The sequence below is a fragment of the Arthrobacter sp. Z1-15 genome (assembly GCF_054792395.1).
Genome location: NZ_CP096454.1, coordinates 1,098,870 through 1,122,022 on the forward strand (window position 1 = coordinate 1,098,870; position 23,153 = coordinate 1,122,022).

Sequence of the window (23,153 nt, forward strand, 5' to 3'; positions counted from 1 at the left end):
TACTACCGACCACGGCGACGGGTGGGATAGGCCCGTTATCTGTACTACCGTCGACGGGGCGGGGCGGGATAGGCCCGTTATCTGCACTACCGACGACGGGGCGGGGTGGGATAGGCCCGTTATCTGTACTACCGACGACGGTGCCGGGTCCGGGAACGCCGCTGTGCCACAGGGGGAGCTACAGGTCCCAGAGGTCCGTGATCTTCACGCCGGCACTGGCGAGGAGCTCGCGGAGCATCGACACGGACAGCCCGACCACGGCGTGCGGATCGCCGTCGACCTTTTCAATAAAGGCGCCGCCCAGGGAATCGATCGTGAAGGAGCCGGCCACCTGCAGCGGCTCACCGGTGGCAACGTAGGCGTCGATTTCCTCGTCGGTCAGCTTCGCGAAGTGGACGGACGCGGAACTCACGCCGCCGAGGGTCGCGCCGGAGCCGTCCTCGTCGGTGTCGCGGCAATCCACGAGCCAGTGCCCGGTGTGCAGCACTCCCACGTTGCCGCTCATCCGGCGGATCCGCTCACGCGCGACGTCGGCCTCCCAGGGCTTGCCGTGCGCTTCGCCCTGGAACTCAAAGACCGAGTCGCAGCCGACGACGAGCGAACCGTCAGCCTCGGGCAGCGCAGCAACGGCTTCGGCCTTGGCCCGGGCCAGCAGCAGGGCGGTGTCGTGCGGGTCAGTCAGGCCGTAGCGGGCGGTCACGGCGTCCTCGTCGACGTCGGACACGAGCACGGAGTGGGCAATTCCCGCGTTGGTCAGGAGCTTGGTGCGGGCGGGGGAGGCGGAAGCAAGGATCAGGTTCAGGTCAGTCACCCCTCCAGCCTAGTCCGCAGGCGGAGGGCGGTCGGAATGGGAGGGGGGAACGGGAAAGCCGGCGCCGACTGAGGATCGGAACGGGAAGGCCGGCGCCGGCTGGAGGTCGGAACGGGAAACTTGGGTGAAGTGAGGATCAAACGGAAACGCCGGCGCCGTGAGGGCCTAACGGCAAGGGCGGAGACGCGGAAGGCCGCCCCGGACATCCGGAGCGGCCTTCGTAGGTGATGCAGGGGGAGCGGTCAGCGCTTGTCGGACGACGACGGCGCCGGGCTGGTTGCGCACGCGCCACCGCCTGCTCCGGGCAGGTTGAGTCCTGCAGCCGACGTTCCGTCCGCAGTGGCGGTGGTCGTTCCGTCAGTGGCAGCACCGGCAGCAGCACCAGCCGAAGCACCAGCCGAAGCACCGGCCGGAACCAGCTCCGGGACCTCAACCTCGGTGGAGTCATCGGCGAACGGATCGCCGTTGCGCTTGGCGTTGTACATGTCCAGGTCCAGCAGGCCGTTGCGCTTGGCGACGATCGCCGGGACCACGGTCTGTCCGGCCACGTTGACCGCGGTGCGGCCCATGTCCAGGATCGGGTCGATGGCGAGCAGCAGACCCACGCCGGCCAGCGGCAGGCCCAGGGTGGAGAGCGTCAAGGTCAGCATGACGACGGCGCCGGTGGTTCCGGCGGTTGCGGCCGAACCCAGCACCGAAACCAGGGCGATCAGCAGGTACTCGGTGAAGCCCAGATCGATGCCGAAGAACTGCGCCACGAAAATCGCGGAGACCGCCGGGTAGATCGAGGCGCAGCCGTCCATCTTAGTGGTGGCGCCCAGCGGAACAGCGAAGGAGGCGTAGGCGCGGGAGACGCCGAGGTTGCGCTCGGTGACCCGCTGGGTCAGCGGCAGCGTTCCCACCGAGGAGCGGGAGACGAAGGCCAGCTGGATGGCGGGCCAGGCGCCGGAGAACCACTGGCGGACGGACAGGCCGTGCGCCTTGATCAGTACCGGGTAGACAACAAACAGGACCAGGAACAGACCGATGTAGATGGTCACGGCAAACATGCCCAGCGAGCCGATGGTGTCCCAGCCGTAGGTGGCCACCGCGGTGCCGATCAGGCCGATGGTGCCGACCGGGGCGAGGCGGATGATCCACCACAGAACCTTCTGGATCACGGCCAGAGCTGACGCATTCAGGGCCAGGAACGGTTCAGCGGGCTTGCCCACCTTCAGGGCGGCAATGCCGACGGCGATGGCAATGACGAGGATCTGCAGCACATTGAAGCTGATGCTGGTGCTGACGTCACCGCTCTCCGCAACCTTGGAGCTGGCGCCCAGGCCCAGGAAGTTCCCCGGCACCAGGCCGGTGAGGAATCCGACCCAGCTGCCCTGGCTGCCGGTGAACTCCTTCTCAGGAACGTTTGAGGTGTTGCCCGGCTGCAGAATGACGCCGAGCAGGATGCCGATGACCACACTGATCAGCGCCGTGATGGCGAACCAGAGCAGGGTCTGCCACGCCAGCCGTGCGGCGTTGGAGACAGCACGCAGGTTGGCAATGGAGCTCACGACGGCGGTGAAGATCAGGGGTACGACGGCGGCCTTCAGCAGCGAGACGTAGCTCGTGCCGATGGTGTCCAGTGTGGTGGTCAGCCAGTTGGGCTCGCCGTCGCCGACGGTGCCCATGCTCTTGGCCAACAGGCCCAGCAGCAGGCCCGCCACGAGGGCGGCAATGATCTGCGGTCCGAAGGCGGTGGCCCACCGGGGCAGCCTGCGGCCGGCGGAAGTCTTGGGGGAGGAAGTCTGTGTGGTCACGCTGAAAATACTAGCCGCGGATCATTACCAGACAAGATTGCCCATTGCGAAATGTTACGCCGCAGCCGTTTCCTGTTCCGCGCCGGATAAAGGCAAAACCCCCGGAATGTGGCGGACTACGCCGCATTCCGGGAGTTATTCCCGGCATGCCTGTGAGGAATGTCGCTCCGGGCGGGCGGTGTTACTCGCCGAGCAGCGCCCGCCGCAGGGTGTCCAGCCCGACGGAGCCCAGGGCCAGGGCGCGGGTGTGGAAGTCCTTCTGGTCGAACTCCGCTCCCTCGCGGCTGCGGACCTCATCCCGGATCTGCTCCCAGAGGCGCTGGCCCAGCTTGTACGCCGGCGCCTGCCCGGGCCAGCCCAGGTAGCGGGTGAACTCGAAGTTTAGCTGGCCCTCGGAGATGGCGATGTTCTGCCGCAGGAATTCGTAGCCCTTTTCGGCGGTCCAGGTGCCGGAGCCCCAGCGCTCGGGGACGTCCAGTTCCAGATGTACCCCGATGTCGAAGACCACGCGGGCGGCCCGCATGCGCTGGGCGTCGAGCATGCCCATCTTGTCGCCGGGATCGCTGAGGTAGCCCAGCTCGTCCATCAGCCGCTCGGCGTACAGGGCCCAGCCCTCGCCGTGGCCGGAAACCCAGCAGATGTTGCGGCGCCAGTTGTTCAGCAGCCCGCGGGCTGCCGTCGCCGTCGCGATCTGCAGGTGGTGGCCCGGAACGCCCTCGTGGTAGACGGTGGTGGTTTCCTTCCACGTGGTGAAGGTGTCCTCGCCGGCGGGAACGGACCACCACATGCGGCCCGGGCGGGAGAAGTCGTCGCTGGGGCCGGTGTAGTAGATGCCGCCTTCCTGCGTGGGGGCAATCATGCACTCGATCTGCCGCATCGGCCCGTTGATCTCAAAGTGGGTTCCGGCCAGGTCGGCGACGGCGCGGTCCGCCAGGCCCTGCATCCAGGCCTGCAGCTCGGCGGTGCCGTGCAGCTGGCGTTCCGGATCCTCGTCCAGCAGGCGCATGGCCTCCTCAACCGTCGCACCGGGCTTGATCTGCTCGGCAACGGCCTCCTGCTCCGCGATGATGCGGTCCAGTTCCTCCACGCCCCACTGGTAGGTCTCCTCCAGGTCCACGGCGGATCCGAGGAAGCGGCGGGACATCAGGGCGTAGCGCTCCCGGCCCACGGCATCCTTTTCGGGTGCGACGGGAAGCAGCTCGGTTTCCAGGAAGGACGCCAGTCCGCGGTAGGCGGCGCGGGCGGAGTCGGCGCCGGCCCGCAGCTCGGCCATGAGGCCCTCCGGGAGGGATCCGCCGTCGGGCAGTGCGGCGTTGGAGGCATAGTCGTCAAAGAAGCCGCCGTCTTCGGCGTACTTGGCGGTCTGCTCCATGACAATCTGCACCTGGCGGCTGGCGGGCAGCAGCCCGCGCTCCTTGCCGGCCCGCAGCGAGGTCATGTAGCCGGAGACGGCGTCGGCGACGTTCTGCAGCCGGCCGCAGATGTTCTGCCAGTCCTCCACCGTGGCGGTGGGCATCAGGTCAAAGATCGAGCGGATTTCCTGCGCCGGCGAGGCAATGTTGTTCAGATTCGACAGGTTCCAGCCGGATTCGTGGATTTCCAGTTCAAGGCCCAGGCGCTCGTGCATGGCATCGAGGGTGACGCGGTCGACGTCGTCGGACGGCTGCAGGCCGTCGAGGCGTTCCAGCGTCTCCCGGATGGCTTCGGCGCCGGATTCCAGGCCCGCGGGGGAGTAGTCGGCGTACTCGGTTTCATGCCCGGGGATGCCCAGGGATGTGGCGAGGGACGGATCCAGCTGCAGCAGAGTCTCGGTGAAGGCATCGGCAACGGCGTCGATGGCGGTCGGCTGGCGGTACTGCGCGCCGGCGAAGGACAGGGGATCTGATGAAGGAGTCTGTTGGGTCACAGGTGAAGCCTAACGCCAACTTTGCGTTCACCAAGTTTTTCCAGCGGGCAGGCGTAACGTGCGCCGCCGCCGCGGGCCGGCGGAGGCCCGGGCCGGCTCAGCGGAAGCTGCGCCGCCAGGAACCGGGTCCGGGCTTGGGTGCCAGGCTCAGCATCCGCCGCCGGTTCCAGATCCGGCGCGCGGACTCGGGCGTGGTGCGCGGGGCGTCGCCGTCGGTGCTCAGGCCCATGACGACGGCGGTGAGCGCCGCGAGCTCCTCGGCCGACGGATTGCCGCCCAGGACGGAGAACAGCGGCGGCTGCGGCGCGGCCGGCTCCGGCGCCCGGTCCCAGGGATCCGGCAGTTCCCAGGCCGTCACAGCGGGATGTTCCCGTGCTTCTTGGCGGGCAGGGCGGCACGCTTGTCGCGCAGGGCCCGCAGCCCGCGGATCAGCTGCAGCCGGGTTTCCGAGGGGGCGACGACGGCGTCCACGTAGCCGAGCTCTGCGGCCTGGTAGGGGTTGAGCAGCTCTTCCTCGTACTGAGCGATGTAGTCCGCGCGTGCCTGCTCAACGCTTTCACCGGCGTCGGCCGCTGCCTTGAGCTGGCCGCGGTAGAGGATGTTCACCGCGCCCTGGGCTCCCATGACCCCGATCTGCGCGGTGGGCCAGGCCAGGTTCAGGTCCGCGCCGAGCTTCTTGGAGCCCATCACGATGTAGGCTCCGCCGTACGCCTTGCGGGTGATGACGGTGAGCTTGGGAACGGTGGCCTCAGCGTACGCGTAAAGCAGCTTCGCGCCGCGCCGGATGATGCCGTTGAACTCCTGGTCCGTGCCCGGCAGGAAGCCCGGAACATCCACGAAGGTCAGGATAGGGACGTTGAAGGCGTCGCAGTTGCGGACAAAGCGGGCTGCCTTTTCGGAGGCGGCAATGTCCAGGGTGCCGGCGAACTGCATCGGCTGGTTGGCGACGATGCCTACGGTGTGGCCCTCAACGCGGCCGTAGCCGATCATGACGTTCGGCGCGTAGAGGGACTGCATCTCGAGGAAGTGGCCGTCGTCGAGCACCTGCTCGATCACCGTGCGCATGTCGTACGGCTGGTTAGCGGAGTCGGGAATCAGCTCATCGAGGGCGAGGTCGCCGTCGTTCAGTTCCATGTCCTGTGAGAAGGCGGCCAGCGGCGCTTCGGCGAGGTTATTGGAGGGCAGGAAATCCAGCAGCTCGCGGACAAACTCGATGGCGTCCTCTTCGTCGGAAGCCAGATACGTGGAGGTGCCGGTGTTGGCGTTGTGCTGCCGCGCGCCGCCGAGGGTTTCCATGTCCACGTCCTCGCCGGTCACGGTCTTGATGACGTCGGGTCCGGTGATGAACATGTGGCTGGTTTTGTCCACCATGACCACATAGTCGGTGAGCGCGGGGGAGTAGGCGGCGCCGCCGGCGGACGGGCCCATGATCAGCGAAATCTGGGGGACGACGCCGGAGGCATGGACGTTGTTGCGGAAGATGTCGGCGAACATGGCCAGCGAAGCCACGCCCTCCTGGATGCGGGCGCCGCCGCCGTCGAGGATGCCGACGACGGGGCAGCCGTTGCGCAGGGCGTGTTCCTGGACCTTGACGATCTTTTCGCCGTTGACCTGGCTCAGCGAGCCGCCGTACACGGTGAAGTCCTGGCTGTAGACGGCGATCGGGCGGCCGTCGACTGTGGCGTAGCCCGAGACCAGGCCGTCACCCAGCGGCTTCTTCTTTTCCATGCCGAAGGCGGTGGAGCGGTGGACCGCCAGGGCGTCGAGCTCGACGAAGGATCCGGCATCAACCAGCATCTCGATGCGCTCGCGGGCGGTGTGCTTGCCGCGGGCATGCTGCTTATCGACGGCTGCCTGGCCGGAGGGCATTTCAGCCTGCGCCTGGCGGCGGCGGTACTCAGCGATCTTGCCGGCTGTTGTCTGCAGATCAAGGTCCTGGTCGATGCTCATCTGGTCTCCGGAGTGCTGAGTGGATGGGGCGGTCACAGCGCGTTAAGTAGGAATTGCACAAAGCGCACGGCAATTAGTCCAGTCTAGTGAGGCCCCGCGCCGGGTCCCGGTGTAGGGATCCTACAATTTCGCGCTGCTGCTCTTGGCCGCCGAGGGTGCCGGGGCCGGGGCGGCAGGCGTTTCCGGCGCCCTTTCGGGTGCCGCTGCGGTTCCCTCTCCGGGCTCCTGCGGGCAGTGTTTCCCCCGGGTCTGCGGGCGATGTTCCGGCGGCTGTGTGAAGGAAGTCCCGCGTAACAGTGACGGTGTCGTGAAAGGATTCTTCCGGCCTGCAGCGGGTGCGGGTCCCTGTTCCGGTGAGGAGACTCTGCGCGTGTTTGATACGGACTTTTGGCTGGTGGTCCAAACTGCTGCGCTGGTCACGGCCGGCTTCGGCGTGTGGATCCTGGCGCGTGCCTGCTGGGACTACGCCGGGCTGCCTTCCGTCCAGGATGCGTACCTGCAGGCGGTTGAGGAGCGGCTGCAGGAGCTGGATCCGGTGCGGCCGGTCCCCGCCTTCGGGCTTCGGGCGGTGCTGGCCCGCGGCAGTGTGTCACGGGGCGGCTTCAGTACGCCGTCGGGCCCGGACGCGCCGTCGGAGGAGACCGACGCGCCGCCGCTGAAGTCCGGCAGTGCGCCGTCGGGCCCTGACGCGCCGTCGCGCCCCCTGGGCCGGAGGGACGCGGACTATCTTCGCCGGACCCGGCGAGCCCTGCGGTCCCGCCCCTCGCCGGCGGAGCGTGCCGCCTCGCAGCAGGCACTGCTGCGGCTGCTGAACCGCCCTGCACTGGAGACCGCCGAGCGGCACGCCGCCGACCACGCGGCCTCCGCCCTCGTGACGGCTGTCGCCGCTGCCGGCACGGTGGGAGAGCTCGCCGGAACCCGGAAGATGCTGCGTGCCTCCGCCGCCCGGTTGCTGCGCCGTGAGATTCCGCGGCGTTTTGTGGCGGCCTTCCTGCCGGGAATGGCCCGGTATCTGGATTTTGTGGGCCGCGGCAGCTCCCTCGGCCTGGCAGCCGGTGTCCTGCTGGCAGGCGGCCTGGCTGGCAATGCCGACCTGGTGGGTGCCCTGACCTCGGTGTGCGGCGTGGCCGGGGCGGTCATTTTTACGCTGACCGTGATCCGCTGCGAGTCCCGGTCCTGGCCCGCCGGCGAATCCGGCCTGTGGCTTCGGGCCGCGCGCCGTTATCCGCAGGCCTTCTTTCTGCTGCGGCTGGCACTGACCACCGCTGCGGTGCTGCTTGGCGTGCATCTGGTGCGGACGTAGCCCGGCCGAAACACGATGTTACTGGTCAGTAACATAAGCGGCGGACATGTATTAGCCTGTTCCCATGACCTCTCTCACTCCTGTTGCCCAGACCCGTTCCCTTGCCGGCCGCACCATCCTGATGTCCGGCGGCAGCCGCGGCATCGGTCTGGCCATCGCTCTGCGCGCAGCGGCCGACGGCGCGAACATCGCCATCATGGCCAAGACCGCCGAGCCCCACCCGAAGCTGCAGGGCACGGTCTACACCGCGGCCGAGCAGCTGGAGGCAGCCGGCGGCAAGGCCCTGCCGATCATCGGGGATGTGCGGAACGACGACGACGTCACCCGCGCCGTCGCCGAAACGGTGGAGCGCTTCGGGGGCATCGACATCGTCGTCAACAACGCCTCCGCCATCGACCTGCGGAACACTGACGACGTCACCATGAAGAGCTACGACCTGATGGCCGACATCAACGTCCGCGGCACCTTCATGCTCTCCAAGTTCTCCCTCGACGCCCTGCGCCGCTCGGAAAACCCGCACATCCTCACGCTGTCCCCGCCGCTGAATCTGGATCCGAAGTGGGCCGGCTCCTACCTTGCCTACACCATGGCCAAGTACGGCATGTCGATGACCACGCTGGGCCTGGCGGAAGAGCTGAAGAACGACGGCGTCGCGGTGAACTCGCTCTGGCCCGTCACCGCGATCGACACCGCCGCCATCCGCAACCTCGGCGGCGAAACCATGGCCGCCGCCTCGCGCAGCGCCGACATCATGGCCGACGCGGCGCACGCCGTCCTCACCCGCTCCAGCCGCGAGGCCACGGGCAACTTCTACACGGACGAGCAGGTCCTGCGCGAAGAAGGCATCACCGACTTCCGCCCCTATTCCCTCGGCGCGCCCGAAGACAAGCTCATGCAGGACTTCTTTCTCTAAGGACGGGGGAAGGCCCGGCCGGCCAGGAGGCGCCGGGCCGGCCGGATGCCACGGCTGACAATTCCAGCCGTGGCACGGCCGGGAGGCGGCGGTGCCACGGCGGCGCCGGGCCGCGCCCACCGGTGGCCGGGACCGGCAGGCGGGAATGTCCGGCACCCCGCGTAAGATCGGAAGCATGCATTTGCGTTACTCCAGCATGGAAAGACCAGGGCTTGACCAGGAGCGTCTCCGGACCGCGCTCGTGGCGCCGCAGGGACCCCTGCCCCGGCTGGATGTCGTGGCCGAAACGGGCTCCACCAATACGGACCTCGCCGACGAGGCGCGGCTCCGTCCCTCGGACGTGCCGGACCTGTCGGTCCTGACAGCAGAGATGCAGACCGCCGGCAAGGGACGGCTGGGCCGGAGCTGGATCGCCCCGCCGCGCTCGTCCCTGTTTGTCAGTGTCCTGCTCCGTCCGGTGAACGCCGCCGGAAGGCCGCTGCCCACCCAGTCCTACGGCTGGCTTTCCCTGCTGGCTGCGCTGGCACTGTCCGAGTCGGTGGCCCGCCGCACCGGCGTTGAGGCCCGCTTGAAGTGGCCCAACGACGTCATGGTGGACGGGCGCAAGCTGGCCGGGGTCCTGGCGCAGCTGGTGATGGATTCCAGCGGCGCGCCTCCCGCCGTCGTCGTCGGCGCAGGCATGAATGTCTCGCTGACCGACGAGGACCTGCCCGTCCCCACGGCCACCTCGCTGCTGATGGAGTACGCCTCCACCACCGACCGCAACATTCTTCTCGAGGATTATCTGCGCGAACTGACCGGTAAATACCGGGAGTTCTGCGCCGTCGACGGCGATGCCTCGGCGGCGTGGGCGGACGGGACGTCGCTGCTGGAAAAAATTACGTCACGGATGGTCACGCTGGGCCAGGAGGTTCGGGCGGAACTGCCCGGCGGAAAAACCCTGACCGGGCGTGCCGTCGCCCTGGACGCTTACGGATCGCTGATCCTGGTTGACGAACTCGGCGATCGCCATGCGGTCGTGGCCGGCGACGTGGTGCACCTGCGCGCCGTGCAGGCGTGAGCGTCCGGCTGAACCTGGCGCCGGGGGAACGCATCATTGTGGCCAGCCGCCCGCACGCCCGCCAGCTGGTGTGGCCCGTTGTCCTGGCTGTCCTCGTGTGTGCCGCCGCCGGTTTTGTCTACGGGTATCTGGACCGCGACTCGCTGCCCGGGCAGGTTGCCGACTGGCACGCGTACCTGCAGGCCTCCGTCGTCGCCGTTGCCGCGGTGCTGCTGGCCCGGTTCAGCCTGCCGCCGGTGCTGCGCTGGGCCTTTGCGCGGTATATCGTGACGAACCGCCGGCTCATCCACCGGCAGGGCGTGCTGCGCCGGAGGGAACGCGAGCTGGCGCTGGCCTCGGTCTTTCAGCTGGAGGCGTGGCAGACCGTGACGGACCGGATGCAGCGTTCCGGGACGCTGGCGGTGGACGTCGGCTATGACCGGGTGGTCCACTACGAACACGTTCCCGAGGTCCACAAGTTCAAAGCCATAGTGCTGGCCGCCATAGGGGAGCTGCCACTGACGGCCATGTTTGATGGTGTAGATATGGAAGGAGATGGGGATTACGACTACGAAGGGAGGGGAGATGAGTGAGGAAGGCCGCGACGCCGAACCGGCAGCGGACCCTGAGCCCATGACCCTGTCCATGCCCGCCGTTTCTCCCCGGGCCCGGCCCTCCGCCGGCGGGTCCTCCGACAACGGGTCCGGCAACGGATCCGACAAGGCCGGGCGGTCGCCCGGCGAGGCGGGCACTTCGGGTGCAGCGTCCTCAGGCGCAGCCTCGACGGCAATCGACCGGGAAGACGTGCGCAGGCTCGAAGCGCAGCTGATCGGCGGCCCGCGAACGCTCAAACGGCGCGAGGCAGCCGCCGAGGCAGGCGTGTCGCTGCTCTCGGCCCGCAAGCTCTGGCGGGCGATGGGCTTCCCCAACCTCGACGACGACGCCGTGTTCTTCACCGAGCAGGACCGGGAGGCCCTGACCACGGTGATTGAACTGGTCCGCGACGAGCAGCTCACCGAGGAAGCGGCAATCTCGATCATGCGCTCCATCGGCCAGATGACCGACCGCATGGTGGTCTGGCAGGTCGAAGCGCTGGTGGAAGAAATGGTGGTCCAGCGCGGAATCCCCGACGCCGAAGCCCGCAAGGCGCTGGTGGCAGCCCTTCCGGCGCTGATCGAGCCCCTGGAAAAGACGCTGGTCTACGCCTGGAAGCGGCAGATGAACTCTGCGGTGCAGCGTCTGGCGCTGCGGGCCGAAGCCGGGCTGGCCAGCCATGACGGCTCCGCCTCGGATGACAATCCGCTGCCGCTGGCACGCGCCGTCGGCTTTGCCGACCTGGTCTCCTACACCTCCCTGTCGCGCCAGATGAATGAGAAGACCCTGGCCCATATGGTCCAGCGCTTCGAGCACAAGTGCGCCGAGATCATTTCGGTGGGCGGCGGCCGGCTGGTCAAGACCATTGGAGACGAAGTGCTCTTCAACGCGGAGACGCCCGAGGCCGGAGCGGAGATTTCGCTGGCGCTGGCCAAGGCGTTTACGGAAGATGACCTGCTGCCGGCGGCACGCGTGTCCCTGGTCTGGGGGCGGGTGCTCTCGCGGCTGGGTGACATTTACGGACCGACCGTGAACCTGGCCTCGCGGCTGACGTCGCTCGCCGAGCCCGGCACCGTCCTGACTGACGCCTCAACGGCCGCTGCACTGCGGAACAACGACAGGTTTGTGCTCATTCCGCACCAGCCGCGCAACGTGCGCGGATTCGGTGAAATCCACCCGGTGACCCTTGCCCGGGGCACCGGCCCGGGCCTGATCCTCGACTGACCGGCACGGTCCCGCTGCCGGACGAGGGCAGCGGCACAGAGGCTTGCCAGCCTGTCTTCGGCGGAGGCCCAGCGCATTCCGCTAGGGTAAGCAGGAGAAATGCGTAATATGTGTCACTACTGTGGACCACCACAGCGGGCAGCTTCCGGATAGGGCGTGAATGAACTCCGACGAAACGACATCCCCGGTCTTGGACATCCGGGCAGTCTTTGGGTACGCCTCCCACCGCGGCCTGCGACGGGACCAGAACGAGGATTCGCTGATTGCCGCGGACCCCGTCTTCGCCGTCGCGGACGGCATGGGAGGCCACGAAGCCGGTGAAGTGGCCAGCAGCATCTGCGTCCGCACGCTGGGCGAGGCGCCGTTCATCGGCGAGCATCTGCCCGACGTCGGAGCCTCCGACCTTCAGCTGCTGCTCCGTGAAGCCGACGCCGGCATCAGGGAAGCGACCGGGGGACGCGCCGGGACCACCCTTACCGGGGCCGTCCTCGTCCGCGACGACTCGGGCCGGCCCTGCTGGCTGGTCTTCAACGTGGGGGACTCCCGGACGTACCGCCTGACCGGCGGGGGACTGGAGCAGATCACTGTGGACCACAGCGAGGTCCAGGAACTGGTGGACATGGGCCAGATTACGCCCGATGAAGCACTGATCCATCCCCGCCGCCACGTAGTGACGCGGGCCCTGGGAACGGGCAACGACACCGAGGCCGACTACTGGCTGATTCCGGTGGAGCCCGGCGACCGCCTGCTGGTGTGCTCGGATGGGCTGACCGGAGAGGTCAGCGACGCGCAGCTGCAGCAGATCCTGTCCTCCGTCACCAATCCCCAGGATGCCTGCGCGTCCATGGTGGACGCAGCCCTGCGCTCCGGAGGCCGCGACAACATCACCGTCCTGGTAGTCGACGTCGAGGGTTCCCTCGAGCACAGTGTGCCGGCCGCCGCGGCCCTTCCCGGCGCAGCGGATCCCCAACCTGCCCCGGGAAACGCCGACTCGTGACCGGTGTGCCGGCGGGTCCGGCCGGCACCGCTCTGCCGGGCCGCTAGGGAGCGACGGCATGGCGGCCAATCCCCACGCGGTGAACGCTACGGCCCGGCAACGCCTTGGCGCCAAGTTCATTGACGCTGCCCCCGTCCTGCTGATGGCCGTGCTGGTGTTCGGCGGCGTGCCGGGGCCGGCGGCCGGAGAGAACCGCGGTTTCGCTTTCACCTCCGTTGCCGTCATGGCGGCTGCAGCCTACGGCGTCTGGCTCTGGCTCTGGGAAGCCCGCACCGGCAAGACCCCCGGCAACTTGGCTGCGGGTATTCGCACTACTGACGAAGCCGGGCACGCCCCGGGGCTGCTGGGAACCTTCCTGCGCGGAATGCTGCTGATCCTGTCAGCGGTTACCGTGGCCGGCCCGCTGGTGGTGCTGATCTCCAACATCTGGGATTCCAACGGTCAGCGCCAGGGATGGCATGACAAGGCCGCGCACACGCTTTCCGTAGACGTCCGGGCCGGGCGGAACCCGCTGACGACCGGCGGGCTGCTCCCCTTCCCCGGCGCCGCCGGCACTGCCCGTGCCGCCGGCGGGTCCGGGGCGTCCGGAGCGTCCGGGGCGTCCGGAGCAGCTGGTCCCGGCTGGCTTCCCCCGGCCGCCGAATAGGCTTACGTCACCCCGCGCCGGCCGGCATGAGCGCTTTGCCGGCCCGGACCGGTGCCGGCCGTCACCCCGCACCGGTCAGAACGCGGCTCTCGTCATCGTTGTGGAACAGCTGGAGCACCTGGACCGGTTTGCCCGGCTGGATCAGCTGAGCCCGTCCCGGCGGCAGCGTTCGGGCCCTGATGCCGTTAATCAGCGTCCCCTCGGCACGGTCGCCGGAGAGAATCAGGGCGGCGCTGCCGGAATCACGCAGCGAGGTGAAGAACGCCTCGTACATGCCCCGGCTGGCCCCGCGCACTCTCCGGGACAGGACTGCATGCAGGCCGATTTCCGGTGCCAGCGGCAGGAACGGCGTCAACCGGCTCAGCGGCGATGATCCGCCGGCGGTCAGGACGTCGTAGTCGTCAATCACGAGCACGATGCGCGGCAGCCCGGCCAGCTCCTCCGGAGCCGCAGTGCTGCGTTTCTGCAGTTCCCCGGCGACGGCGGCGGCGAGCTGGTCAGCCAGTGCGGCACTCGTGGCGTAGCCGCCCAGGGACTCGGCCGGGACTTCGCCGGTGAGGCTGCGGCGCGGGTCGAAGACGGCGAAGACAATTCCGTCGGGAAGGTGCTGATCCAAAAGCCGGCGGATCACCGAGCGCATAACGTTGGTCTTGCCGGCGCCGTCGTCGCCCATGACCAGCAGATGCCGTTCCCTGCCGTGAAGGTCCAGGATTTCCGTTCCCAGGTCGGTCTCCCTTAGGCCCAGCGGAACCGAGGCCTCAGCCTCGGGGGTGGGCGCGGCGCCCGCGGAGACAACGGCGGGCAGAACCCTGACCTGCATCGCCCGTTCCAAGGTTGATGCCGCCACTGCCGTAACCAGTTCCCGCAGACCTTCAGTGGCGGATCCGCCGTCGGGGTCCGAGTCCAGCCGCGGCAGCGCAAAGTGCCCCTGCAGTTTGCGGTCCATCAGGGCCCGGCCGGGGCTGTCCGTGCTCACCGCCTCCGCAAGCTTCCGGCCGTGGGCGGACTCGCCGGGATCGGCGAGCCGGAGCTCAACCCGGTTGCCGAAGAAACTCTGCTGGGAGATCCGGATCTCGTTCATCCGCGAGCAGGTGGCGATCACATGGATGCCGTAGCCGGCGCCGCGGCTGATCAGGCCGTGAACAGCCTTTTCAATGTCCTCGAATTCATCGCTGAGCTGTCCGTATCCATCCAGGACCAGCACGATGTCGGCGCTGGGCAGCTCGGGGATTTCCCCGGCCAGGCACCGCCGGCGCAGGGTTGGCAGCGAATCCACCTGGTATTTCTCGAACACATGCTCGCGGTGGGCGAGCATGGCCAGGAGTTCATCCACGGTCCGCCGAACCACTTCCCGGTTGGTGCGCACCGCCACGCCGCCCACGTGCGGCAGCCCTTCCAGCGGCAGCAGGCTGCTGCCGAGCAGGTCAATGGCGTAGATGCCCACCTCGGCCGGGCTGTGCGTCAGCGACAGTGCGGCCACAATGGTGCGCAGGGCGGTGCTCTTGCCGGTCTGCGGCCCGCCGACGATGGCCGCATTGCCGCCGTTGGAGGCAAGATCCAGCTCCCAGATTCCCTGCCACTGCTTGGCCGGGTCATCCAGCAGGCCCACCGGGACCCGCAGCGACCCGCCGCTGGCCAGCCGCAGCCCCTTGTCATCGGAGAATCCGCCGGCAGCCCGGTCCAGCGAAATGCCGCGGGGCAGGGGAGGGAGCCAGATGGGGGCAACAGCCCGCGGGAACGCGGACAGGGTCTTCATGAGCGTAGAGAGGACGGTAGGCCCCGTGGTGCGTTTGGAGGACGGCGTCGACGACGGCGCAGCCGCGGCCCCGCCGCCGCCGGCACCGCCCTTGCCGGTCTGGTCACCCGCCGGCGCCGCCAGGGACGCGGCGTACCGCGGAACCGGCAGGACCGGCGGCTGGTCGTCCTTTCCGGCAGGCCCCTCGTCCTGCTGTGCGGACTCGAGCGGACCGGACACATACCCCGCCTTGAACCGGGTATAGGTGGTGATGTCCACCTTCAAGTAGCCGAACCCGGGAACGGGCGGCAAATGAAAGGCATCGGGGGTGTCCAGAACCGTCCGGGATTCCGCTTCGGAGAGGGTGCGCAGTCCTATCCGGTAGCTGAGGTAGGTGTCCAGGCCGCGCAGCTTTCCACCTTCGATCCGCTGGCTGGAGAGCAGCAGGTGAACCCCGATGGAACGTCCGATGCGGCCGATGGAGAGGAAGAGCTCGATGAAATCCGGGCGGGCTGTGAGCAGTTCGCCGAACTCGTCGATGATCACCACCAGATGCGGCAGGGGCGCCAGTTCCCGGCCGCTGGCCTTCAGTTCCTGCCGGTGCAGCTGGTAGTCCGTGATGTTGGCGAGGTTGCCGGCCGCCTTGAGGACTTCCTGGCGCCGCTGGATTTCCCCTGCGAGGCTCGCATAGACGCGCTCGATCAGGCTGACGTCGTCGGACAGGTTGGTGATGACGCCGGCTACCTGCGGCGCGCCGGCAAACGGTGCGAAAGTGGCGCCGCCCTTGTAGTCCACCAGCACCATGGCCAGGACCTCGGGGGAGTGGGTGGCCAGCAGCCCCACCACCATGCTGCGCAGCATCTCGGATTTGCCTGACCCGGTGGCACCCACGCAGAGGCCGTGCGGTCCGTGGCCGAACTGTGCCGACTCCTTCAGATCCAGCAGCGCCGGGCGGCCGCGGTCGTCCGGCCCCAAGGGCACCCGCAGGAAATCAACCTCGCCGCGGGGCTTCCACAGCCGCCGGATGTCCGCCTCGTCCAGATTGGCAGACAGGCCCAGCATTTCCAGGAAGCCCTGGGCGTTCTCGGACGTGTCGTGTTCCAGCGAGTCCGGGGACAGGCGCAGCGGTGCCAGCTCCCGTGCGAGGGCCTCCGCCAGCGGTACCGGAAGCGTGTCCAGGGTTCCGCGTTCGACGGTGGGATTCACCGGATCCTCGCGGTAGTTTTCCAGCATGAAGGTCCCGCCGGGTGCCTCGCTGATCCGCACCGCCACCTCGCCCGGTTCCTGCTGCCGGTCGGCGACGAGGAAGAGCGTTGTGATGCCCAGGGAAGCAGCGGAGGCCTGCTGGTCCGGCAGCTGCAGCTCCGCCGGAAGCACGCCGTACGAGTCGCTGACCACCAGCAGCCGTGGAAGCGAGGTGCCGACGCCGCCGCGCAGGAAGTTCTTGCGGGATTCAGCGGCCAGGGAGGAGCGGTTGTGCAGGTCCTCGGAGAGCACGTCAACCAGCGCACCGGCTGAGGGGGCGAGCCGCCGGACCGGGCCCGTTGCGTGGGCGGTTTTCTGATCCGCCAGGTGCGGCAGCCACGTGGCCCATTCCCATTCGTCCCGCCGTTCCTCCGGCACGAGCAGCGCCAGATGAAGGTCTTCGGGGGAGTGGAACGCGGCGGCTTCGGCGAGCAGGAGCCGGGCCACCGAGGTCACGAAGCCGCGCGAGCCCACCACCGAAACGTTGCCGGCGCAGTCCAGCGGTACGGTGAGCGGCAGCTCCGGACTGGATTCGTACCGCCGCTTGAGGATTTCCAGCTCGGTGGTCATGAAGGTGTCCGTTTGGGCGAGCGCCGATCCGGCATTCATGATGTTGACGTCACGGTTGCGGCGCGAACCGGTTCCGATCCGCACGTGCAGGAAGTCTTCATTGGAGCGGCGCCGCTCCCAGATCCGGCGCGGGTCGCGGAGGATGTCAAAAAGGGCGTCCGGGGGCGGGCTGGCGGCCCGCGCGATCGCAAGGGCCGCCAGCGCATCGGCCCGGAGGGTGGCCCGTGAGCGTTCCAGATACTCCAGATAGTTTTCCCGCTGTTCCCGGCGCTGCTTTCCCTGCCGGCCGCGCTGGCTCAGCAACATGATGACCGAGGCGATGATCGTGACGATCATCATCAGGGCACCCACGGCTGCCAGCGGAGACCCGCGAAAAAGCATCATGACGGTCATCGAGACCCCCGCTCCGAGCAGGGGGACCAGGGACATCATGTTCATGCCGCTTTTGCCGCCTTCGATCGACGGCGGGGCATCCAGAGTGAATGCATCGATGGTTCGCGCCGGGGCTGTGGTGCGTGCGGGACGGTGCAGGATTTTTGTGCTCACGGGTACACGTTTCGTCGTGCTGGCTGCTCCCCGGGGCGCCGGCTTCCCGGGGTGGGGGCGGCTGCGGAAAGAACCCGGGAAGCCACTACCACGGCCTCGATCCGGGTGCGGCGGGAGAGCAGGGAAGGATCGACTTCGACACCTGCTGCCAGGTGCCGGTCGTGACCCAGATGGACCGTCTCCACGCCGGCCCGGAGCAGGCGTCCGGTTTCCCGCGACGCCCTGAGCATGTCGCCGGCGGGTTGGGCCACGAGCACCAGCAGCGGGACGCCGGAGAGTCCGGGAGAGTGCCGCCAGGCTTCGGAGTACTCGAGGGCGTCTTCCAACCCGGCCACGCTGGCCGGTGTTACGAAGACCGCCAAATGGGAGTTCGCCACCGCCCACAGCACCGCCGGGTCCGTGAGCCCCGGGCCGCAGTCGAAAAGGGTGATGGGGCAGTAACGGGAGATGACCCGGGACATCCGTGAGGCGCCGTCGGGCACGTCCTGACCGGTCTCTTCACCGGCTGCACCGGGCCCCGGCGGTGCAGCAGCGCCGTCCGGAGTCCAGGCGGGCGGGACCAGCGGGCCTGCGGGGGTCCAGGTCCCGGCGGAAGGGCGCGGGACGCCGTCTGCAGCGCGTTCCAAGGTTCGGCGCCGGCCGGTGACGAGCAGATTTGCCGGCTCCGCGGCCGTCAGGAGGGCGGCGAGTCCGCGCAGCGAGTCCGGAGTACCCGTCCGCAGCCGGGCGGCTGCCGTTTCCAGCGGCGGCGCGTGGGGGACTCCGAGTCGCAGCCCCAGCGTTCCGGCTCCGGGAGCCAGGTCGACGGCGGCAACGGTGTCCGTGCGCATGGCCGCGTAGATGCGTGCCAGCAACGCTGACACGGTGGTCTTGCCTGCCCCGCCGCGGGTGCCCACCACGGCGATGCGGCGCCCCGTCGTGACGGGCAGCTGGGTTCCCGCGGCTGCTTCCGCCAACCGCTGCGGATAGTCATCGCCGCGGAACAAATCCGCGGAGCCTGCGAGGACCCGGTGCAGGGCGGATTCCGCGGGCCGGGTCCGCAGCACCCTCCGCATCCGCTGGGCAGCGGATTCGAAGCCGTCAACCGAACTGCGGGCCGGGTCGCCGTACGGTTCCGGCTGGGGCGGGGACATCTTGGTGCCCTGCATCAGAAGCTCCCCAGGAGCTGGCCGAACACACCGAAGAGCCCCACAGCCAACGGCACCGACGCCAGGATCGCAGCGGACTCCACCCGCTTGGCCAGGAGACGGAAACGGGCTTGGGTGTGATCCGGGAACGTGGTTGTCAGTGCAACGGCGGCACCCGCCGCGGTTCCCAGAACGGCCAATCCCACAGCCCAGGCCTGGTCCGGGAGGAAGCGCAGCGCAGCCAGCGTGGCGGCTGCCAGCCCGACGGCGGCAGCCAAGTACAGGGCAACGCGCTGCGGCGCCAGCGGAAAGGAACGGGTCCGCAGGAACAGGGCCAGCGTCAGGGCCAGCAGCAGGGGGAGTGTCCAGTGCTGGCGGCTGGTATCGGTGCCGAGCAGCCACAGGCCGGGAGCCAGGGAGAGCGCCGTAACGACAGTGCCCAGCGTCAGGGTGCTGTGGGCTGCTGCCACGGCTTCGACGGCGTCGGTACGGGCAATAGGACCGCCCTTGGCCCGTTGATCATCCAGGGTGGCCAGTCCGGAGGAGGCAAGGGCCAGTTTGGGCAGCAGCCCCAGAAGCAGTGCACTTGCCAGGGCTGCGAGGGCTCCGGTCCGTACGGAATCCCCGGCAAGGGCACCGGCGGCAGTCCACAGCCCGGCAGCCAGGGCCAATATGGCCGCACCGCTGAACCAGGCGCGGGGCCGGGCGGCGCCGGCCCCCAGCGAGGCGAGCGTCAGTACGGACAATCCGGCCAGTGCCAGTGCGGCAGATGGAAGGCGTTCCTGAACACCGCCATACAGGTGGAGGGCTCCGCCCAGCCCGGTGAGCCAGCCTGCCGCAAGCAACGCGGAGCCGGCGGCGGTGCGGCGAGGCGGACGGTTTGCCGCTGATCCTGCGGCCAGCCCGAGCAGGGACAGCACAAGCAGCATCCACCATGCTGATTCCGGTGCCAGCGAGGCGAGCAGGATTTCCGCGCCGGCCCAAATTCCCGCTGCCGTAAAGGTGCCTGCCGTGAGGTCCCGCCAGCGGTGGTTCCACCGGCCCGATACCGCTCCCGTTTCACTGACCACCAGATCATTGACGTCGTAGACGACGGCGGCCGGAGGAGCTTCCGAGGCGTTGCAGAGCAGCAGGGACGACCCGTCCAGGACCCGGGCCTGCTCCAGGGAAGCTTCTGCGTTGAGCTCGGTGCCGTCGGGCGCCACCAGGACCTTCGCCGCAACCGCTTCGGCCGGCGGGTCGCCCAGCAGGTTCAGCACCTGCGGAAGGAGCAGGCCGACGGGCTGGTTGGAGGGCAGGAGCAGGTCAACGTGCCTGCGGGAGCCGACGAGAGTGACACGGGTGAAGGCATGCGCCATGGCTTTCAGGCCCCTGTCCAGGAGTACGGCTGGTGTGCCTGTTGTTCCTGTTTGGCACGGTTTTCAGCGAGAAGGTTGCTGACGAAGGAGTATCCGACGCAGACGGAGGCGATGACCGCGGCGGCTGCCACGCTGAGGATGAACAAGCGGAGGCTGTCCATCCAGCGGCGCTCATTGGGGTTTTCCCCGAAGAGCAGGGCAGTGAGCAGCCGGTGCCGGCGCACGGTGACGGACTCAATGAGCTGGTTGTCGTAGTCGCTGGCCATTGAGGTCCCCTCGCCCTTTGGACACGTTGCGTACATCCTTGCACCGGGGGCGTTTTCCCGCTGCCGGAATTCGCGGTCTGGGGATAACTTCGGAAATCCGGTCAGCGACGCGCGGAGGTGCAGGCGTTGTGCAATGCAGCGGCCGGTGCTAGTTCTTGATGCACCAGTCCGCACCGAAGGAGATGCCATGAGTTCCAACCCTGACACCGAAGAACGCACGCTGAGCGATTGGAGCAGGCGCCTGACCCAGGCACTGCAGATTTTGGACTTGGAAGTGGATCACAAGATGCTCGTGGAACTGGCTGAACAGTCGTCCAAATCTGTGGGCGCCAATGCCGGCCTGATCAGCACGTTCGTGGTGGGGTACGCCGCCGGGCTCTCCAAGACCAGCGGCCGGAAGGCCGCCGACGAGGCGGTCCAGAGCGCAGCCGACACGGCCTTCCAGCTGGCGGCCACCGGTCTGGAGGGACCGGATCAGCCGGGCTGGAAGGACTCCGCCCAGTAGCTCGCATCGCGGTGGGCATCGCCCCGCAGGCAGGAAAACAGCTGCCCCGCCGGCGGAGGCCGGCGGGGCAGCTGTCGGATTTTTCGGATGATGCAGAGGTCGTGCAGGGCCGTGCAGCCGAGGCTTCGCCGGGCTTTAGCCAGCCGGTCCTAGGCAGGGGTCCGGGTCTTGAAATCCTCGGACTGCTCCGCAGCAGGGTCCAGGTTGGGCTCCACGCGCACGAGCACCGTTTTCGACACGGGCGTGTTGCTGCCCTCGGCTACATGGTCCATGGGCACCAGGACGTTCGCCTCAGGGTAATAGGCCGCCACGCAGCCTTTGGGTGTGGGGTAGGAGACAACGCGGAATTTCCGCAGGACCCGCACTGCGTTGTCGTGGTGCACGCCGTGGATGTCCACGTACTGCCCGTCCTTCAGGCCCAGCTCTTCAATATCGGCGGCATTCATGAACAGCACATGGCGTCCGCCGCGGATGCCCCGGTACCGGTCGTTGTGTCCGTAAATGGTGGTGTTCCACTGGTCGTGGGAGCGCAGCGTCTGCAGGATGAGGGTCCCTTCGGGGCGTTCGACGGCTTCCAAATCGTTCACCGTCAGCACGGCCTTGCCGGTCGGCGTGTGGAAGGTGCGCGAGTCCCGCGGTCCGTTGGGCAGCACAAACCCTCCCTCGTGCCGGATCCTCTCGTTGTAGTTGTCGCACCCCTCAACCACCCGGCCGATATGTTCCCGGATCAGGTCGTAGTTTTTCTCAAAACCCGCCCAGTCGGCGTCGATCCTGTCCCCGACGATCAAAGCGCCGAGCCGGGACACGATCGCGGGTTCGGAGAGCAGATTGTCGGACACCGGCTTCAGGTTTCCGCGCGAGGCATGAACGGCGCACACCGTGTCCTCCACCGACACGAACTGCGGCCCGCTTTCCTGGACGTCCAGCTCCGTCCGGCCCTTCGTCGGCAGAATCAGGGCCTCCTGCCCGGTAATGAGATGGGAGCGGTTGAGCTTGATGGAAATCTGGACCGTCATATCGGTCTTCTGCATCGCGCTTTCAGCGAACTGCGTATCCGAGATTGCCGAGATGAGGTTCCCGCCCAGGGCGACGAACACTTTGACGCGTCCGTCGTGCATCCGGTAGAAGGTTTCGACGGCGTCAGCGCCGTGGTCCCGCGGCGGATCGAAATTGAATTCCTTTCCGAGCGAGTCCAGGAAGGCCGGCGGCATCTGCTCCCAGATGCCCATTGTGCGGTCGCCCTGGACGTTGCTGTGCCCGCGGATCGGAGCGGCGCCGGCACCCGGCTTCCCGATGTTCCCGCGCAGCAGCAGCAGGTTGATCATTTCCTTGATTGTGGGCACGGCCTTTTTCTGCTGCGTGATGCCCATGGCCCAGGTGATGATGACCTTGTCGGCCTTGAGATACCGTTCGGCGAGCTCATTAATCTCTTCGATGGGCAGCCCCGTGGCTTCAACTACGGTGGCGTCATCCAAATGGGCCAGATGCTGCTTGAGGTCTTCGAGGCCTTCGCAGTGCTTTTCCAGGAAGTCGTGGTCCAGAACGGTGCCCGGGTTCCGTTCCTCGGCTTCGAGGACCCGTTTGGAGATCGCCTGCAGCAGGGCCATGTCGCCGCCGAGGCGGATCTGCAGGAACTGGTCGGCGAGCTCGGTGCCCTTGCCTGCAACGCCGCGGACCTTCTGCGGGTTCTTGTACCGCCGCAGGCCGGCTTCGGGCAGCGGGTTGACGGCAACGATGCTGCCGCCGTTGCGCTTGCAGCTTTCGAGGGCCGTCAGCATGCGCGGATGGTTGGTGCCGGGGTTCTGTCCCATCAGAATGATGAGGTCCGCCTTGCCGAAATCGTCGTACGTGACGGTGGCCTTGCCGATCCCAATGGTCTGGCCCATGGCCCACCCCGAGGATTCGTGGCACATGTTGGAGCAGTCCGGCAGGTTGTTGGTGCCGAAACCGCGGACTACGAGCTGGTACAGGAAAGCGGCCTCATTCGAGGTGCGGCCGCTGGTGTAGAAGGCGGCCTCGTGCGGGGACTCGAGGCTGTTGAGCTTGTCCGCCACAATCCGGAAGGCCTCGTCCCAGCTGACGGGACGGTAATGGTCTTCTCCGGCCGGTTTGTAGACCGGCTCGGTGAGGCGGCCCTGCATGCCCAGCCAGTATTCGGTGCGTTCGCGGAGGTCACTGATGCTGTGCTCGGCCCAGAAGTCCGAGGATATGACCACCGGCGTGGCTTCCCACGTGACGGCCTTAACGCCCTCTTCGCAGTATTCGAATTTGCTGCGGTGGTTCGGATCCGGCCAGGCGCAGCTGGGGCAGTCGAAGCCGTCCTTCTGGTTCATTTTGAACGTGGCTTCGAGCGTCCGCTTCACGCCCATGTGCTGAAGTGCCGGCTTCAGCGAGTTGTAGACCCCCGGCACGCCCGCCGCCCAGGATTTGGGGGACGTGACCTGTATGTCCTTCTCGTCCACGTTTTCAACGCGGGGTTCCTTCCGTGCCACCATGCACTTCCCTTCACCATCCGCCGTCGGCAGCCTCAGGTCCCGGAGCATCCCGGACCGGCCCGCCACTTCCGTAGGAATAGGCCTAGCAGGTGCCGCACCCCATAGCAAGGTTTTCGCCGCGCGCGGC

General features: G+C 67.9%; 18 protein-coding genes. 8 read left to right on the forward strand and 10 right to left on the reverse strand.

The window, feature by feature from the left end; translation table 11 throughout:
* Positions 1-178: 178 nt before the first annotated feature.
* The 5 genes from M1D40_RS05035 to M1D40_RS05055 form a co-directional block, all read right to left on the reverse strand.
* On the reverse strand, positions 179-811 hold the full coding sequence (locus M1D40_RS05035) for a Maf family protein (RefSeq protein WP_341393888.1): 633 nt from the start codon (positions 809-811) through the stop codon (positions 179-181).
* Positions 812-1,053: 242 nt separating this feature from the next.
* Complete coding sequence (locus M1D40_RS05040; protein ID WP_461170419.1) at positions 1,054-2,607, reverse strand: dicarboxylate/amino acid:cation symporter; 1,554 nt, start codon at positions 2,605-2,607, stop codon at positions 1,054-1,056.
* 181 nt (positions 2,608-2,788) lie between these two features.
* On the reverse strand, positions 2,789-4,483 hold the full coding sequence (locus M1D40_RS05045) for a DUF885 domain-containing protein (protein WP_461171007.1): 1,695 nt from the start codon (positions 4,481-4,483) through the stop codon (positions 2,789-2,791).
* A gap of 127 nt (positions 4,484-4,610) precedes the next feature.
* Complete coding sequence (locus M1D40_RS05050; RefSeq protein WP_341393886.1) at positions 4,611-4,871, reverse strand: acyl-CoA carboxylase subunit epsilon; 261 nt, start codon at positions 4,869-4,871, stop codon at positions 4,611-4,613.
* The gene (locus tag M1D40_RS05055; RefSeq protein ID WP_461170420.1) at positions 4,868-6,463 is read right to left on the reverse strand and encodes an acyl-CoA carboxylase subunit beta; all 1,596 of its coding nucleotides are present in this window, start codon (positions 6,461-6,463) and stop codon (positions 4,868-4,870) included. Before M1D40_RS05055 ends, M1D40_RS05050 begins: the two co-directional genes overlap by 4 nt.
* 370 nt (positions 6,464-6,833) lie before the next feature.
* Here M1D40_RS05055 and M1D40_RS05060 point away from each other — a divergent pair, with 370 nt between their 5' ends.
* The 7 genes from M1D40_RS05060 to M1D40_RS05090 all read left to right on the forward strand — a co-directional run bounded on the left by M1D40_RS05060 (position 6,834) and on the right by M1D40_RS05090 (position 13,179).
* The gene (locus M1D40_RS05060) at positions 6,834-7,766 is read left to right on the forward strand and encodes a hypothetical protein (protein ID WP_461170421.1); all 933 of its coding nucleotides are present in this window, start codon (positions 6,834-6,836) and stop codon (positions 7,764-7,766) included.
* 64 nt (positions 7,767-7,830) lie between these two features.
* Positions 7,831-8,679, forward strand: a complete 849-nt coding sequence (locus M1D40_RS05065; protein ID WP_461170422.1) for an SDR family oxidoreductase — start codon at positions 7,831-7,833, stop codon at positions 8,677-8,679.
* 175 nt (positions 8,680-8,854) lie between these two features.
* Entirely contained in the window at positions 8,855-9,739 is an 885-nt protein-coding gene (locus tag M1D40_RS05070; protein ID WP_461170423.1) for a biotin--[acetyl-CoA-carboxylase] ligase, read from the forward strand.
* Positions 9,736-10,311: a PH domain-containing protein gene (locus M1D40_RS05075; RefSeq protein WP_341393882.1), complete on the forward strand. Its 576-nt coding sequence runs from the start codon at positions 9,736-9,738 to the stop codon at positions 10,309-10,311. Before M1D40_RS05070 ends, M1D40_RS05075 begins: the two co-directional genes overlap by 4 nt.
* Positions 10,304-11,536: an adenylate/guanylate cyclase domain-containing protein gene (locus M1D40_RS05080; protein ID WP_461170424.1), complete on the forward strand. Its 1,233-nt coding sequence runs from the start codon at positions 10,304-10,306 to the stop codon at positions 11,534-11,536. The genes M1D40_RS05075 and M1D40_RS05080 overlap by 8 nt, the downstream gene beginning before the upstream one ends.
* 160 nt (positions 11,537-11,696) lie before the next feature.
* Entirely contained in the window at positions 11,697-12,533 is an 837-nt protein-coding gene (locus M1D40_RS05085; RefSeq protein WP_461170425.1) for a PP2C family protein-serine/threonine phosphatase, read from the forward strand.
* Between the two features lie 58 nt (positions 12,534-12,591).
* The gene (locus M1D40_RS05090) at positions 12,592-13,179 is read left to right on the forward strand and encodes an RDD family protein (protein ID WP_461170426.1); all 588 of its coding nucleotides are present in this window, start codon (positions 12,592-12,594) and stop codon (positions 13,177-13,179) included.
* A gap of 61 nt (positions 13,180-13,240) precedes the next feature.
* On the opposite strand, the gene eccCa is transcribed toward M1D40_RS05090, so the two are convergent.
* The 4 genes from eccCa to M1D40_RS05110 are packed head-to-tail and all read right to left on the reverse strand — an operon-like array spanning position 13,241 to position 20,026.
* Positions 13,241-17,275: a type VII secretion protein EccCa gene (gene eccCa / locus M1D40_RS05095; protein ID WP_461170427.1), complete on the reverse strand. Its 4,035-nt coding sequence runs from the start codon at positions 17,273-17,275 to the stop codon at positions 13,241-13,243.
* Positions 17,272-18,423, reverse strand: coding sequence for a nucleotide-binding protein (locus M1D40_RS05100; protein ID WP_461170428.1), 1,152 nt, complete (start codon positions 18,421-18,423; stop codon positions 17,272-17,274). The genes eccCa and M1D40_RS05100 overlap by 4 nt, the downstream gene beginning before the upstream one ends.
* A complete protein-coding gene (eccD, locus tag M1D40_RS05105) occupies positions 18,423-19,760 on the reverse strand; it encodes a type VII secretion integral membrane protein EccD (RefSeq protein ID WP_461170429.1) in 1,338 nt (445 codons plus the stop codon). Before eccD ends, M1D40_RS05100 begins: the two co-directional genes overlap by 1 nt.
* Positions 19,761-19,765: 5 nt before the next feature.
* Positions 19,766-20,026: a hypothetical protein gene (locus M1D40_RS05110; protein ID WP_461170430.1), complete on the reverse strand. Its 261-nt coding sequence runs from the start codon at positions 20,024-20,026 to the stop codon at positions 19,766-19,768.
* A gap of 187 nt (positions 20,027-20,213) precedes the next feature.
* Here M1D40_RS05110 and M1D40_RS05115 point away from each other — a divergent pair, with 187 nt between their 5' ends.
* A complete protein-coding gene (locus M1D40_RS05115) occupies positions 20,214-20,531 on the forward strand; it encodes a DUF6457 domain-containing protein (protein ID WP_461170431.1) in 318 nt (105 codons plus the stop codon).
* Positions 20,532-20,680: 149 nt separating this feature from the next.
* Here the strand turns inward: M1D40_RS05115 and M1D40_RS05120 are convergent, their stop codons facing one another.
* Positions 20,681-23,023, reverse strand: a complete 2,343-nt coding sequence (locus M1D40_RS05120) for an FdhF/YdeP family oxidoreductase (RefSeq protein ID WP_461171008.1) — start codon at positions 23,021-23,023, stop codon at positions 20,681-20,683.
* Positions 23,024-23,153 lie beyond the last annotated feature (130 nt).